General features: G+C 41.7%; 13 protein-coding genes and 1 pseudogene. 7 read left to right on the top strand and 7 right to left on the bottom strand.

What is annotated here, in order from left to right:
- Positions 1 to 74 precede the first annotated feature (74 nt).
- The 3 genes and pseudogenes from MSSIT_RS23715 (at position 75) to MSSIT_RS17725 (ending at position 2,081) form a co-directional block, all read left to right on the top strand.
- The gene (locus tag MSSIT_RS23715; protein WP_156158901.1) at positions 75 to 215 is read left to right on the top strand and encodes a hypothetical protein; all 141 of its coding nucleotides are present in this window, start codon (positions 75 to 77) and stop codon (positions 213 to 215) included.
- A gap of 409 nt (positions 216 to 624) precedes the next feature.
- Positions 625 to 861, top strand: coding sequence for a hypothetical protein (locus MSSIT_RS17720; RefSeq protein ID WP_156158902.1), 237 nt, complete (start codon positions 625 to 627; stop codon positions 859 to 861).
- Positions 862 to 1,323: 462 nt separating this feature from the next.
- Positions 1,324 to 2,081, top strand: a pseudogene (locus MSSIT_RS17725) (IS5 family transposase).
- 36 nt (positions 2,082 to 2,117) lie between these two features.
- Here MSSIT_RS17725 and MSSIT_RS17730 read toward each other — a convergent pair.
- The 3 genes from MSSIT_RS17730 to cbiM are packed head-to-tail and all read right to left on the bottom strand — an operon-like array spanning position 2,118 to position 4,912.
- Positions 2,118 to 2,954, bottom strand: coding sequence for an energy-coupling factor ABC transporter ATP-binding protein (locus MSSIT_RS17730; protein ID WP_231589969.1), 837 nt, complete (start codon positions 2,952 to 2,954; stop codon positions 2,118 to 2,120).
- Complete coding sequence (gene cbiQ, locus MSSIT_RS17735) at positions 2,951 to 3,892, bottom strand: cobalt ECF transporter T component CbiQ (protein ID WP_048173823.1); 942 nt, start codon at positions 3,890 to 3,892, stop codon at positions 2,951 to 2,953. The genes MSSIT_RS17730 and cbiQ overlap by 4 nt, the downstream gene beginning before the upstream one ends.
- A gap of 30 nt (positions 3,893 to 3,922) precedes the next feature.
- Entirely contained in the window at positions 3,923 to 4,912 is a 990-nt protein-coding gene (gene cbiM, locus MSSIT_RS17740; RefSeq protein ID WP_048173824.1) for a cobalt transporter CbiM, read from the bottom strand.
- Positions 4,913 to 5,526: 614 nt separating this feature from the next.
- On the opposite strand from cbiM, the gene MSSIT_RS22610 reads away from it, so the two are divergent.
- The 3 genes from MSSIT_RS22610 to MSSIT_RS17755 all read left to right on the top strand — a co-directional run bounded on the left by MSSIT_RS22610 (position 5,527) and on the right by MSSIT_RS17755 (position 8,298).
- Positions 5,527 to 5,664: a hypothetical protein gene (locus MSSIT_RS22610; protein ID WP_156158903.1), complete on the top strand. Its 138-nt coding sequence runs from the start codon at positions 5,527 to 5,529 to the stop codon at positions 5,662 to 5,664.
- Positions 5,665 to 6,462: 798 nt separating this feature from the next.
- Positions 6,463 to 7,563: a DNA polymerase IV gene (dinB, locus tag MSSIT_RS17750; protein WP_082089063.1), complete on the top strand. Its 1,101-nt coding sequence runs from the start codon at positions 6,463 to 6,465 to the stop codon at positions 7,561 to 7,563.
- A 480-nt stretch (positions 7,564 to 8,043) separates the two neighbouring features.
- On the top strand, positions 8,044 to 8,298 hold the full coding sequence (locus MSSIT_RS17755) for a protease inhibitor I42 family protein (protein WP_048173825.1): 255 nt from the start codon (positions 8,044 to 8,046) through the stop codon (positions 8,296 to 8,298).
- Between the two features lie 528 nt (positions 8,299 to 8,826).
- Here MSSIT_RS17755 and MSSIT_RS17760 read toward each other — a convergent pair.
- A complete protein-coding gene (locus MSSIT_RS17760; RefSeq protein WP_048173826.1) occupies positions 8,827 to 10,731 on the bottom strand; it encodes a phosphoadenosine phosphosulfate reductase domain-containing protein in 1,905 nt (634 codons plus the stop codon).
- 184 nt (positions 10,732 to 10,915) lie between these two features.
- Here MSSIT_RS17760 and MSSIT_RS17765 point away from each other — a divergent pair, with 184 nt between their 5' ends.
- Positions 10,916 to 11,203 (top strand): hypothetical protein, encoded by a 288-nt coding sequence (locus tag MSSIT_RS17765; RefSeq protein ID WP_048173827.1) that lies wholly within the window; start codon positions 10,916 to 10,918, stop codon positions 11,201 to 11,203.
- 119 nt (positions 11,204 to 11,322) lie between these two features.
- Here the strand turns inward: MSSIT_RS17765 and MSSIT_RS17770 are convergent, their stop codons facing one another.
- The 3 genes from MSSIT_RS17770 to MSSIT_RS17780 all read right to left on the bottom strand — a co-directional run bounded on the left by MSSIT_RS17770 (position 11,323) and on the right by MSSIT_RS17780 (position 14,375).
- Positions 11,323 to 11,919 carry a UPF0228 family protein gene (locus tag MSSIT_RS17770; RefSeq protein ID WP_048173828.1) on the bottom strand — a complete coding sequence of 199 codons (597 nt, stop codon included), beginning with the start codon at positions 11,917 to 11,919 and terminating at the stop codon, positions 11,323 to 11,325.
- Positions 11,920 to 12,090: 171 nt separating this feature from the next.
- Positions 12,091 to 12,693, bottom strand: coding sequence for a hypothetical protein (locus MSSIT_RS25790; protein ID WP_048173829.1), 603 nt, complete (start codon positions 12,691 to 12,693; stop codon positions 12,091 to 12,093).
- A 290-nt stretch (positions 12,694 to 12,983) separates the two neighbouring features.
- Positions 12,984 to 14,375 (bottom strand): beta-propeller fold lactonase family protein, encoded by a 1,392-nt coding sequence (locus tag MSSIT_RS17780; RefSeq protein WP_449288710.1) that lies wholly within the window; start codon positions 14,373 to 14,375, stop codon positions 12,984 to 12,986.
- Positions 14,376 to 14,410 lie beyond the last annotated feature (35 nt).

Genomic DNA, 14,410 nt, shown 5'->3' on the forward strand with positions numbered 1-14,410 from the left:
TTGCTATTAGTATCTGAAGTATTTATCGACTTCAAGGAACTTATTGCTAATTACTGGGATTTCAGGTCCTCCACTTGTATAACGGAGTAAACGGCTTTGATGAGGAAGAGCGCAAGTTCTGGAGACAAATTTTTGAAAAATCCCCTGTCCTCCAGCAAGCGTTTAAAAGTGAGATGCAGGAATTCTTTTCCAGTTCAATCGCATGGCCTACATGAATAAAACTGATACCTTGCAGTCCATATCAACCTCAGTCTCATTCTGATATTGGCAAGGAATACTTTGTCATAATCTGGAAGGATCCCCGAATAACCGACTGTATAAAAAGTAAACACGTTTATTCAATTGTAGTATTCAATTCGGTTTTGAGACCGGCTGTTTATAACAATGTTAGTTCTTTTTGGAAACACAAGCGTAGTCCACTAAAAAGAATCAAAGTAGGTTAAAAAATCTTTTTTAGCGACAATACTCCCGGGATGAGTGAGAAGGGATGAGTGCGAATTTTGAGAAGTTTAATATTACTAAATAGAAATAATCTTCCAAAAAGTATTTAATAAATAACAATAATTAACCTAAAGGTAGTAAAATACAATTGATGAACTTTTTGGCTGAAAAAATAAAAGGATAGTGAGAAAATGGAAGAACAAGAAACACACATACACGTACACAAGCCTGAGGAACAAAATCAAGAAGAAGCACACATACACATACACTTACATGTGCATGAATACAAACATACACATGAACACGAGCATGAAGGAGAGACTCATACACATGAGCATTTACATAGAATTGAACATGAGCATGAACATGTACACGGACATGAGCATGAGCACAAAGAATAAAGATAAAACGCACCAGTAGGACAACCATACTTATCAGAAAAACCATACCCAGCAGAATATTCTGATCGCATTCCTTGAAAGTTACTTGATTGGAGCAAGAACTTGAGCGGGAGAGACCCATTTCATTTACAATCTAAATGGATACGATTTTTCTGATCTTCGCTTATTGGCTTCCGTCTCTTACCGGTTGTGCTAAATTCAAATATATGCTTTGTATAACGACCACATCTAACCGCTGAAAATTAATTTTTTTAAAAATAGTGTTTACGTTTAATGAAGTTATCATCTTCTTACGATTTTCTTTTCAATTTTCTTTTTATTTTAATGCTCATTTTTCATTTTGCTCCTCAGACTTTAATATTCGTCAAGAGACTAAGAGCCTATCCGAAAAGTAGAATAACTACATTTTAGGTTAATATTGATAGTGGCAATACGAAAAAACTGACAGGACTACAAGATTTCTAACAAATTCTGGACTAAAATCAAACCATTATTATCTTTCCCTAAACCGAAAAAGAAGGCTGGAAGACCTCGAAAAGATGGTAAGAGACTACTGAGTGGTATTTTTTATCTTCTTCGTACTGGTTGCCAATGGAAGGCATTACCACGATTTATGGAGCTCCAAGCACCGTCCATGATCGATTTCAAGAATGGCGAAAATCAGGCTTATTTGAAAAAATGTGGCAAACTGGTCTACTGGAGTACGATACTAAAAACGGATTAGAGTGGGAGTGACAAGCAATTGACGATGCTATGACAAAAGCACCATTAGGTGGAGCTGGGACAGGAGCTAATCCAACTGATCGTGGAAAAAAAGGTACAAAAAGAAGTCTGTTAACAGACGGTAAAGGTATACCGCTTTCTGTTGTCGTGGATGGTGCCAATCGTCACGATAAAAAGCTTGTGAAAGGAACGATTGATGCCATTATTATTGAAAGACCTTCGCATAAAGTAAATCAGAATATCTGCATGGATAAAGGATATGATTTTCCTGATATCAGACAATTGGTTGATGATTATGGATATACTGCTCATATCAGGAAACGTGGAGAAGAAAACATAAGAATAGATATACCAGGTTACAGGGCAAGAAGGTGGGTCGTGGAAAGGACACATTCTTGGCTGAATAGATTCAGAAGGCTGCTGATTAGATGGGAAAAGAAGATTGAGAATTATCTAGCAATGCTACATTTCGCATGCGCATGGATAACTTTCAGAGCAGCAAGACTTTTCAGATAGGCTCTTAATCCTGGTTTTTGCCGGTCAGTTACAACCTTAAGTTTCATGCTCGTGCATGTGTTCCTTATAGTGGGCGTGCAGGTGTTCATGCACAAGCTTGCCGTGAAAGTGCATGTGCTCATGAATCAGATTTGTGGAAAGAAGGAGTTCCAGGTTATCCAGCACTTTCTCCACGTTTCCATCCACTTTAATCATGTGGTCTTCACTCATGACTATGGCTCTTTTGCTGATCTGTTCTACCAGTTCCAGGTCATGAGTGGCAATAATTATCGTCTTTCCCCTGTTTCCAAGCTCCTGTAATAGCTCTGTAAGCCATAGCTGGGTTCTCGGGTCCAATCCGGCAGTAGGTTCATCCAGCAAAAGGATATCAGGATTAGTAGCCAGGACAGTTGCAATACAAACCTTTTTCTTTTCCCCTCCGCTCAGAGTGTGAGGCGACCGATCTTTGAGCTTGGTCAATTCCATCATTTCCAGGACTTCCATTACTCTGGTCTCGACGTCTTCCGGAGTCATATTAAGCTGCATGGGCCCAAATGCAATCTCCTCAAAGACCGTAGGCGAGAAGAGCTGCACATCTGAATTTTGAAAGACAAAGCCAACTCTTGTCCGGAAATAGGACCTGAATTCATTGTCCTTAATAGTATCGAAAACCTCTTCTATTATCATATTCTCAAAGGCGTAGAATTCTCCGGCTGTTGGATATATGAGTCCATCCAGAATAGCCAGCAGAGTCGATTTGCCGCTGCCGTTTGAGCCAATTATGGATATCTGCTCGCCTGAATTAGCCTTGAAGTTGATATCTTTCAAGGCATTTATTTTTCCCGTATAGGAATATGATACATTCCTTAAGTCAAAGATCGTCCCCACGTTCATGTCCACCTGAATATATTTTGGGAGGTCGCCACCAGGACTATGCTCAGGGCTAGCGACGCTGCACCTGCGATATAATCTCGCTTACGCATTTTGAACTCTTCCATCGTCTTAAAATCCCCGTTGAAGCCCCTGGATATCATGGCCATATGAACTTTTTCGCTTATATCCAGAGATCTCATCAGTGTATATCCTATGCGTCCCCCAACCCATTTCTGCTCCTCAAACATGCTTCGAGATGTTATGGTTCTGGCTCTCTTTGCAATGTACATCTCGCGAACCAGACTAGTTAGCAAGAAGATATACCTGTATGTCATACCTAGTGTGAGAACATAGATCTTCGGAACGCCAACACTGCGTACGGACTTAAAGAGCATCTGCTGAGGTGTGGTAAGAAAGAGCAGAACTATGGCAGAAACACATGTTGCAACACGCATGATAAAAACACTTGCTGCGTAGACACCCTGTCTCGTAATATAAACGCTTTCCGGCAGTGGAAACGGTCCTATGTGGGCGCCAGGTCCCAGATATATCAATTGAATAAGAGGATCACCTGGAAAGAATATATTGAAAATCATGGGTAAGACAATGATTGCCGAAAAGATGGGAATAAAGAGCCAGACCCGTTTGATGAAAAATCTGACCTCAATCTTGCTGAGGTATGCAATTAACGCTGACAAGAAATAGACAAGTATCAGTATCCTCAGATTCGCTACCAGGGCCGTTGCGAATACTACAGCTATGATGGAAATCAGCTTGATCCTAGGATCCAGGCTCTGAAGCAGGCCTTTGCGTCTTGAGTAGCTCTCCGCAATAAAAGAAGTCTCTATGAACTCGAATATTTCCTCAATTGTCCTGCCAATGAAGCTCTTCTTGCCGTGATACACAACAGAGCACTCGCAAGGTCCTGCGTTTATTTCTTTCATCCAGTCTGGGATCATAGAACCTCCAGTAAAAAGTAAAATGAGCAGTTAATCTTTGGCGATCTTCTTGGCCATGAAGTACAGGATACCCATGCACAATATTACTCCTATTGCAGCTGCTAGAATATACCCGATAACCGGATGGAAATTTGAAAAACTGTAATCTGGGATTGGGGCATGCCAGAGGTCTGAAAGCTTTTCCAGACCCGGTGGCATATAGCCGACCCTGACTTTAAGCTCCTCCGGGGCCCACTCGCCATATGCAGTACCTGCCGCAAGCAGACCCAGAGGCGTTAGAATTATCAACAACAGCATACCAATAGCCAGGTCTCTTGTGCGTTTTTTAGATACTTCTTGCGGCGCAGCTTTCTCTGCATAGAATATGGATGGATCTGTTCTCTGAATATAGACGAATATGAGTGCCGAAACCAGCGCTTCAACGATGCTGAATGCAAATGCATGCTCCAGAAACATTGCTGGAACAGTCACGCTTAGTGGATATGGCATATACAGAGGTAATCCATTTGCATCTGTATATAAAATGGGCTGCAACCCGAGAATAACTCCCATGAACGTAGCTGCTACGGTGAGGGATAACCAGGCCCCGATGGCTATAGCGATTACCCTTCGTGAGGATTTGATATCCGTGTTTCCGCTAATAAACTTGTAAGTGTAATAACCAATAAAAGGCATAATAACTGCCATGCTGAAACAGTTTGTCGCATAAGCGGTTAGCCCTCCATCCCCAAACATTAGCGCCTGTAGCGCCAAGGCTATAGATATGGCTATAACTGCAGCCCATGGTCCTATAACGACAGCGATTATAGCCCCGCCCACTGCATGGCCGCTGCTTCCGCCGGGCACGGGTAAATTGAACATCATAATAACAAAAGCGAATGCCGATGCTAGAGCAAGCAGTGGAGCTCTTTTAGACCCGAGAGTTCCCATTTTCTTTCCTGCATAAATCCAAATCGGGATCATGATGATCCAGAATGCGATAAATGTACTTGGCCCTAAATAACCATCCGGAATATGCACAGTATCCCCAAAATTGCAAATATATTCCTTGTCACATATAATTATATTTTTATCATATAAAAGTAGTGCATATTCACACTTTATACGCTATTATATGTTCATACTTGATTAGATGCTATTATTTTTTCATACTTGGTACATTATAGTCATATGGTTTGAAATCATAGTCTGACTAGTTATCTTAATCCCATACTTCATTAATTAGTTTCAAAAAGTATTTTAGTTAAACTTGTCTACTGATTTGAAAGACAAATATGGAACGCTTTTAAATAAACTATCCCGAAACTAACCTGAAGTCTTTCAATTTAATCAGTAACTTGTCAATTATAAGTTCAGCCAGACAATAATTCATTTTAACAAACAACTATTCAATTCAAGCAAACTAATATTTAATTAATATTTATTTGTTAATGAGTATTACTTCGTAAACCTTTTTGGAGGAAATGTTTTTAAAGAATAGCAATTATAAGACGATATAGCCTGATGAACTTAAGGTTCTAATCGTCCGGCTGAAATATTAGAGATGGTGAAAAATATGGGAGAAGCGGAAACACACATACACGTACATAAGCCCGAGCAAGCGCTCGAAGAATCGACCGTACATATACACTTACATGTGCACGAATATAAACATGAACATGAGCATGAACATGAAGGAGCGGTTCACACACACGAGCACATACATAGATACGAACACGAGCATGAACATGAGCATGGACATGAACATGAGCACAAATAAGGATAGACTATAACCACCAGAGCATTCTGGATACAGTCACGAATAGCTGCTGTACCGGCCAATAAATACTTCCTTTCAGGGATGTCGATAGGGGGCAAAACTTTTGAGCAATCGAGAGAGGTTCATTTCATTTACGATCCAGGTGGATCCTGAGTTCCCAAAATTTAAGCACATAAATCTAATTCCACTAATCTACTAAGTCAGTTGATTGCGGTTTTAAATTAGAACCTCTTGTTCATGCGCTTAAGTTTAAGCGCATAATATGATATCAGAAGAACCGATATCAGAAGAACCTTATGCGCTTAAAAAGGCGGAAGTTAGGGTGGATATGTTTTTCCCGATCTTAGCTCATTTGTACCCCTTTTCTCTTACTTGCCGTTGTTTTTTCTAACAAATGTTCTTCATGAAGATTGCATCTAACCGCTGAAAACTAACTTTTTTCAAAATAGTGTTAGCTAATGAAGTTATCTCTTCTATGCGTTATGTTTTGTACTTTTCTATACTTCGTGCCAGCTAATAAAAATAAGTTTATCCCTAAAGTCATAATATATAATTTCATTGATCTATACAACAAGTAACACTTTAGTTAGCAATAATATTAAGTAATTTGCCTTCATAGATCCATAGGTCGTACGAACAAACAAAAAACGGATACGCATCCTAAATATACTTAAATACCGGGAAAACAGGTTCTCAGGAACTTACTGTACTTTCACAAAAGACTGAAGAGTTTTGATTCCACTACATTATCTGTAATTTTTGGTTTGAAGCCTAAGAGATAATTATACAAATCTTCCCCTCATCCTTTACTGTGATGCAGCGGGTCATTATTCATGTAGACATGGACTATTTTTATGCAGCTATCGAGGAGAGGGAAAAACCCGAACTCCGTGGAAAAGCAGTTGTAGTCTGTATGCTCTCCGGGCGAAGCGAACTCAGCGGATCGGTAAGCACATGCAATTACATTGCACGAGAATTTGGAATCCGGTCAGGGATACCCTGTTCCAGGGCAAAAAAACTTAACCCTGAAGCTGTTTTCCTGCCTGTCAGGAAGAAGTTTTACATTTCGGTTTCGGACCGGATCATGGAAATCCTCCGTAGATATACAGATTCCGGAGAAAACGGAGGTTCCTTTGAACAGATAAGTGTTGATGAGGCTTTCCTTGAAATTACCGACCGGGCAGGAGGAGATTTTAACCTTGCTTTTGAGCTGGGAATGCAGATAAAAAAAGAAATAAAAGAAAAAGAAAAACTGACCTGCTCTATAGGAATAGGTCCTAACAAACTGATTGCCAAGATGGCTTCTTCCGCAAAAAAACCCGATGGGATTACGGCAGTGAGCCCGGATAAACTGGAAGCTTTTCTCTGGCCTCTGACGGTATCCAAACTCTGGGGGATAGGGGATGTAACTGCAAAAAAATTGCAGGAAATGAACATAGTTACGGTAAAGGACTTAGCGGAACATGATGTAATAGAACTTATTTCCGCCTTCGGGAAATCCCGGGGCACGTGGCTTAAGCAGGCTGCCTCAGGAATAGATAACTCTCCCCTAAAGGAAAGGGGAGGCTCGGAACAGATAGGAAGGATTGCAACTCTGCCTGAGGATACGCTGGATCAGGAGCTTATCCTTCCGCTGCTGGAGAAGCTCGCAGGAGATGTTATTGAAAAACTGGGCTCAAGAGAGCTCTCCTTCAGGGTTGTAACCGTTACGGTCATAAACTCAAATTTCAGAATGTATACGAAGAGCCGTACTCTCAACCACCCGGTTTCGTCAAAGGAAGCCCTGCTTGAAGCTGCCCGGGAAATCCTTAGTGAGTTCCTTTCGGAAAGCAAAACCGAATTCCGACGTGTGGGAGTTAGGGTAGGGGGACTCCAGGAAAAAAAAGGTCAAAAAAGTCTTTTTGATTATTAAGCCCGAATGCTACTTTGTAAATATGTATATGGACATCCCTGCCTCACTACTGGTATATATCTGGATTCTATGTTTTCTCTGTCAACCATGCGGTTCCAGAGAATTACGTTTACTCAATTAAGCCCATACAGGCGTATAGTAACCTACATTATTTAGATTATTATTTAGTATATAAACAGCATTTGCCTCCGTCAAAAAGATTTAGGCAATTTAGTTCTCTTTATTGTTAACCCGGAAGAGAATTATTTCATAAAATTTATCATACAAGAAATGTAATGATAATATAGGATATATACCGAAATTACTTCCAGAACCTGAATTTCTATCCCATTTTTTAAACCAGCTATTTTTTATGTAGATCAGCTCTGCATGCGCATTTCTTCAAAATGGCACTTGATCTGGAATGCACTGAAATAGCGAAAATTTTAAAGTTGGGAAGAGAGGAAGGGGGCTGTATAAGGACGGTCAGGAGAGGGAAATATGATTAAAAAACCGTTTACAATCCAGTTTCCGGAAAATCCGGTCAGCGGATTCAGCTGGGACATTGCAACCAGTAACGGCTTACAGATAATGAGGGACAGGTTCGTCCCCGAGGATGAGGAACAGACAGGTAATGGGGGATACCGTGTATGGGACATTCGGGTAACTTCTCAGGGTAGTCAAAAGATAACAGGTACATACCGGAGGGGTAATCAGATAGCAAGTTGCTTTGAGATCAATATCGATGCCGAATGATATTATATACAGGTCACAGCGCCTGAAGCCCGGGCAAGGTAACCTTCTCTGGTTTAATCCCATCCGCCCTACCTTGCCGAGGGTTTAACTTACATTGCATCTGCTTCTTTTCCTTAATTTTGGCACCCGAATTTCGCTTCGGCACCCGAATTTCGCTTCGGGAGCACGAGGTCCTTTTCACTCGCTTTGCTCGCTCAAGAGGACTGATTTATTGGATTTAGTAGTTAGTTACGCTCAAAAGGGCTAATTAAATAATACTGATAACTTTTCCTCCAGTCTTGTATTCCAGAGTCATATCTTTAAATGATGTCAGGGAAGGAATTTCGAAATCCTGATTATTTCAAATACAGGGCAGGTTTGCAGAGTATCATTTATTCTCTGGTGAATGCGCCGCAGCAACTCACAAAACGCAGAATAGAAAAAATGAAACCAAACTATGCGGGCGCCGGACAGAAAAAAGAAGGTCATGCTGCCCGGAATAATGTCAAACAATTAACTGTGGACAACCTGACCATTTTAGGGCAGTACTCACATGAATTTCACAAGCGGGCAGACTTCGATACAGGCTCCGCAGTGAGTACAGCTGTCCCTGATCCAGGCTCTTTTTTCTTTCATTTGAATTGCATTGTGCTCGCAGTGTCCTACGCAGACCCCGCATCCCTGGCAGAGAAGGGCTCTTCTTACCGAGAACTCGACCTTTCGCATGAGTTTTTTAAGGGTTTTTTCATCAGCACTTCTTCCGTTTACGTTTCCTGAAGCAAAAACCTGGGCTCTCGACTCTCCATGAGCAACAGAAGCAGCCCCTTCGATGAAGGAGACTTTTCCGACAGGATTAAGCATCCCGCTTTCTTCCAGTGTTTCAAGATTGATAGCCTGCCCGAAGCTTCCGTCCGCAGAGATTCCACCTGCTTTACAGGGCCGGTAGCCTGTAGCAACTTCAAAATGGAGCTCTCCGGGAGTTTCCTGGGAAGGGAGCAGGGAAATTCCTTTTTTATCCGCAAGTGCCTGCAGGACCTTAGGGTAGCGTTTGAAGCGCCATAAGCCGTACCTGACCCATTCGGGAGAAAGCCCCATCTTTTCTGCGTAAGTAAGGAGATAGGAGTTGAGCTTTTTTGCAAGCTCAGGGTGGCTTTCTTCAAGCTGGAAAAAGTCTGAAAGTGACGATGAGGGACAGAGCCAGCAGCCCATCCGATCATACCCTTTTTCGTAAGCCGGGTTGTAGGGAGCTTTTGTCCTGAAGAGGTAGAGCCAGACATGTAGAGCTGTCCATTCCTGTATAGGAGACGCTCCAACCTGATTTCCGACCCAGGGGTTTTTCCAGACCCTTTTACTGATGGAACGTGCATGGGACTCGTACTGGCGCTGCCCTATAAAGCTAAGGCAACCCCCCTCATAGTTTTCGTCAATTAACTGGGTAATAGGCCCGAGTTTGCAGATCTTGCAGCACCAGCGCGTATCCATTGTTGGAGGTCCGAAAATCCCTATGGACTCCCAGAAGGAATCCACGGCACTTGCGGTCCTGAGTGGCTTTCCGTAATATTCCGCAACCTTTCGGATGTTTTCAAGGGTTTCAGGGAACTCAAGCCCGGTATCCGCAAACATCAATTCATAATTGTCCAGAGTTTCATCCACAAGCTGCAGCACTGCAAGGCTGTCCTTACCCCCGGAATAGGAGACGCTGACCTTGAGGTCCATGCTTCCGGAAACGTTTCTTATGAAGTCATGGGCATCCTCTATCATGGAATTCAGGATTTTCTCATTGGCTTTTACGGCATCATCCCAGCTTTTTCCTGAATCGAGGATTTTTGCAGCTTTTGGCTCTGCACTCCAGCGTGGTTTTACCGCATTTCCGCGTTTTTCATCAATCATCTCTTTTCCTGCCATCCGGGCGCGTCCGCAGCAGACCACTTCTCCGGCAGGGTTCAGGACAACGACTTCGTCTTCTCTTTTGATTTCAGGGTCTGCATCAAGAACCCCGGGAGCGAGAATACTTGCCCCTTTTTTCAGGATAAAAGGTAGAATTTCCTCTTCAATAACGACCCACTTTTTCAGGTTTTTTCTGTCCCTGCCCTGGAAAAGCCGCCTTGCCCCTTCGAGGCGGGGGAGAAGGACCCATTCACAGTTCTCGATTTCAAACCTGATGGATGCAAGGACTTCCCCGTTCACTATGATTTCATCCATCCGGTCTTCATAGGGGGCTTTGTTAAGCACCGCAAGATACCCTTCGGGGATAAGAGGAGCATTAAACTGTTTTTCAGAAACGGAATTTATGCGCCTTATATCATAATCAAAAGCCGGGCGGATATCTCCGGGAGGAGTGACTTCAACTCGTTTTGTTCTTATTCCGCACCCACACTTTTTCCCGAGCACAGGCACATTACAGGTTTCGCACCAGTGCAGGAGCATTTTGCCAAGGTATGCTGGTCTGGACATGTCAAGCAGATTGAGATAAGTTCCCCTTTAAAAGGCTTTGGCTTTCTTGCGGATTTTCTCGACTTCCTCCGAATGATTTTCTGAGTACGTGTGCTTTATATGTGTTTATATTTCAGATATCTCAAAAATAATAGTAACATAATTATATAAAAATGCAAAAAATATAGTGTATTGGGGGAAAGTCATGGTAGTAATAAAAGAAATCGATTCGGTCACATTCGGGAAAATCCTTACAATCCTTTACGGAACAATGGGTTTCATTTTCGGAACCTTTACAACAATCGCTGCTTTTATGGGATTTTCGGTGCCAAGGAAATTCGGAATTTTTTCCTTGATTTTCGGGAAATGGGCTGTGCTCAATCTGCCTATATTTTATGGAGTATCTGGATACTTCATAGGGCGTATTGCAGCTAGCCTGTACAATTCATTGGTTGGCTCAAAAAAAGGCTTCAGGGTAGGACTTTTGCACTGAGTGTTAGCACTGTCCCGAATTTGCTGCTATCAGAGAATTGATTGAAGAATATGACTATACGGGGCCCGGACCAGAAGATCCGAATTGTCTTCAAACACCTTCTCAAAAATGTGAATAAATTATTGATCATAGATATAGTCAATATGTACAGAAAAAACACTTTCATTATTTTCAAACTCATTTTTTATTCTGATCGCATCTTCTTCCGGAATCCAATATCTGGTCCCGTCCGGCATTTCAAAGCAAATATAGCACCAGACAGACTTTTTCAACCGAATATCATATTTCTCCAGTATCGCAAGAAAAGTTTTATCATTGACAGCTTGTTCGGATACCGCGATTACGTAAGAATCTCCTTTCCGGACAACATGTGAAAGAGAAGACACCGTCCAGTCTTTTTTCTCCTCCTTCATCCCTTCACTCAGTTCGCGCCTTACATCCCTTTCATCTTTGTCTAACATGATGTAGTAGTCGTCCGCCATATTCCTATTATTATATTCGATACTATAGTTCACATTCATGTTGTAGTTTTCAAGAATAGTTTCAACTTCAGAATCGGAAGTTCCGTTTTCAAACCGGACATATATGCCGCATGCCTTAAGCTCATTGTTGACCGTTGGTTCCGTATCAACTGGCGTCTTAATAAATAGCCCCCAAAGAACTACAAGAATTAGAAACACAACAAAAACAGCGAGTTCTGTATTGATTTTGCCCATACCAACACCACAAAAAGATGAAAGGTTTTAATCCCTCACAGTATGCGTGAAGCTTCAATCGTCAGTTTCTATGCTTTTCATTTACCTGGGTTGATAGGAATGAATCGTCAGCCGCCAGCAATCCCAGCAATAAATGTTCAATCCAAACCCTGTGTTACTTTTTCCCTTGTGTTACTTTTTCCTGAGTTTCCATCCACCATACAGACAGATTAAGTTTCCCAACAATCCAAAGCCCGGGGCAGAGTTATTTTTGCTCGATTCATTTTCACCTGAACTGCTGCCACTATCAGATTCGGGGCCAATGTTGTTTGAAGAATTCTGATCCTGATATTTCTTAAAAGCCTCTTTATCGATCATCGGACCCAGCTCACTCATGAAAGCATAGTCATCTTTAGTGATATTGTCTGGATACCTGTCCCAGATGTCCTGCAATCCGGCTTTATACTCCTCTTTCTTCTTCTCAGAAACGTCGAAATTGTCAATATATTCCATCTTTATAGCTCGACTTTCAGGATCTGTAGCAGCAAAAGCAAGCCCACTATATGGCATACGTTTCACTACCTCCGGCAAAGAAGCCTGCAGCTCCAGGTAGTCCTCAACCTCCTTCATTCCTTCTTCCCCAAGCTCAGCTTCCAGAGCCTCTATCTTTAATTGGGCAGCATCTTTAGTCTGGTTGGTTTGCTGTTCGTCGGGAGAAGCCATGGCTAAGGGTATCAGACATAAACACAATACTGCAGCAATACACAGCACTAACGTACAATCTTTACTATTCATCTGTTCTCTCCAAACCCGGCCATATAAACTTGAACATATCAATTTATGGATTTCGTATTAACCTGAAAAGTACTTTCGAACTCCATAAACATCTCGTTGATAACTCATTATAAGTTTTATGACCACATCGTCTAACAATCAGAAGGGAAATCAGATTTATAATTATTTTTTCCAAAATTATTATTCAATTATCTATATGTGCGTACATGAAAAGAAGACCTTCATAGCGAAATTATCGGAAAGATGTAAGGGAAAACAACGCACTCTGAACTGGAGTTGTCCAAACCACATTACTTTTCCCTGAACATCCGGCCTGCATAAATACAGCCTAAGCTACTCAATAATCCGAAGTCTGGAGCAGAGTTACTATTTCTCGACTCATTTTCACCTGAACCACTGCCATTATCAGATTCAGAGTTATTATTGTTAGTGTTGTTTGAATTGTTGGTATTGTTAGTGTTGTTTGAATTGTTGGGTACGGTAATGTTTTTTTCGTCAGAAGGCGAGAAGTTAGTTTCTTCAACTCCTATATCTTCAGTTGCATTAAAAATAGCCACTGTACCTTTGTCAGTTTCATTGGAACTTACAATCTTAATTTGATCAGTAATTTCAGAACCTTTAAGAGGTCCAATGACAACTCCAAAAGGACAGTTCATAGTATATTTTCCTGTATTTACAGTTGCTGTAACTTTGTTTGTGGCTGTGTCAATTACGGAGACATTATCTGTGTAGTCACTTGAGTGGATATCAGAGATCACTACATAGGCCTTTTTTCCATCTGGAGTGACTGCAACTCCTCTGGGAGCAGTTCCTGTGGCCACTGTAGCTGTAACATTGTTTGTTGCTGTATTAATTACAGAAACAGTGTTACCCGGTTCATCAAGGGAACCGGAGTTCGTCACATATATTTTAGTTCCATCAGGACTGACCGCAATATCACTGGGCCCGTCTCCTACAGGCACAGTTCCTGTAACGTTGTTTGTATTGGTGTCAATTACAGAAACATTGTTGCTGCCCGAATTAATCACGTACACCCTATTTCCATCAGGACTGATTGCAACATCAGTAGGATAGTCTCCCACAGGTACTGTAGCTACAATTTTGTAAGTAATCGTGTCAATTACAGAAGTAGTGTTGTTGCGACTGTTCGTAGCATAGATTTTTTCCCCATCCGGTGTAAATGCAACGTTATAAGTACTCAACCCCATATTAACCGGGTCCATTACAGTGTTTGTGGATGTGCCAATTACTGTGTTAATTACAGAAACAATGTTGCTATTATCCTCCACTCTACTGTAACGATTCGTCACATAAACCCTTGATCCTGCCGGATTAACCGTAACTGCCCGGGGATAATACCCTACATCCACTACGGCGTCAACGGTATTTGTCGCCGTGTCAATTACAAAAACATTGGTGCTTAATCCTGATATGTCTGTCACATATACCTTTGTTCCTGCAGGGTTGATTGCGGCTTCTCCGGCCCAGCCTTCTACAGGTATCACAGCTGTTAGACTGTCAGTTGCGGTGTCAATTACAAAGACAGTACCGGTGACGATTCCTATACTCGTCACATATGCAAACGGAGCTGCGCCTGCTAAGCCCACCAGTGTTAGAATCACAAACGCCGTTGTTCCAAAAGCTCTTATGAGAGTACGTCCTCTACGTGCTTTATTAGACATTACCATAGATGGAAGTGGAATCGAAAAAGTTGCAA

This window comes from Methanosarcina siciliae T4/M, from assembly GCF_000970085.1.
In the GTDB taxonomy this organism is placed as follows: Archaea; Halobacteriota; Methanosarcinia; order Methanosarcinales; family Methanosarcinaceae; genus Methanosarcina; species Methanosarcina siciliae.

Coding starts and splice junctions, on each gene's coding strand:
- MSSIT_RS17780 (WP_449288710.1), bottom strand. CDS start 14,375: ATGTCTAATAAAGCACGTAGAGGACGTACTCTCATAAGAGCTTTTGGA.
- MSSIT_RS17730 (WP_231589969.1), bottom strand. CDS start 2,954: ATGAACGTGGGGACGATCTTTGACTTAAGGAATGTATCATATTCCTAT.
- MSSIT_RS17755 (WP_048173825.1), top strand. CDS start 8,044: ATGATTAAAAAACCGTTTACAATCCAGTTTCCGGAAAATCCGGTCAGC.
- MSSIT_RS25790 (WP_048173829.1), bottom strand. CDS start 12,693: ATGAATAGTAAAGATTGTACGTTAGTGCTGTGTATTGCTGCAGTATTG.
- MSSIT_RS22610 (WP_156158903.1), top strand. CDS start 5,527: ATGTGCACGAATATAAACATGAACATGAGCATGAACATGAAGGAGCGG.
- MSSIT_RS17765 (WP_048173827.1), top strand. CDS start 10,916: ATGGTAGTAATAAAAGAAATCGATTCGGTCACATTCGGGAAAATCCTT.
- MSSIT_RS17760 (WP_048173826.1), bottom strand. CDS start 10,731: ATGTCCAGACCAGCATACCTTGGCAAAATGCTCCTGCACTGGTGCGAA.
- cbiQ (WP_048173823.1), bottom strand. CDS start 3,892: ATGATCCCAGACTGGATGAAAGAAATAAACGCAGGACCTTGCGAGTGC.
- MSSIT_RS17770 (WP_048173828.1), bottom strand. CDS start 11,919: ATGGGCAAAATCAATACAGAACTCGCTGTTTTTGTTGTGTTTCTAATT.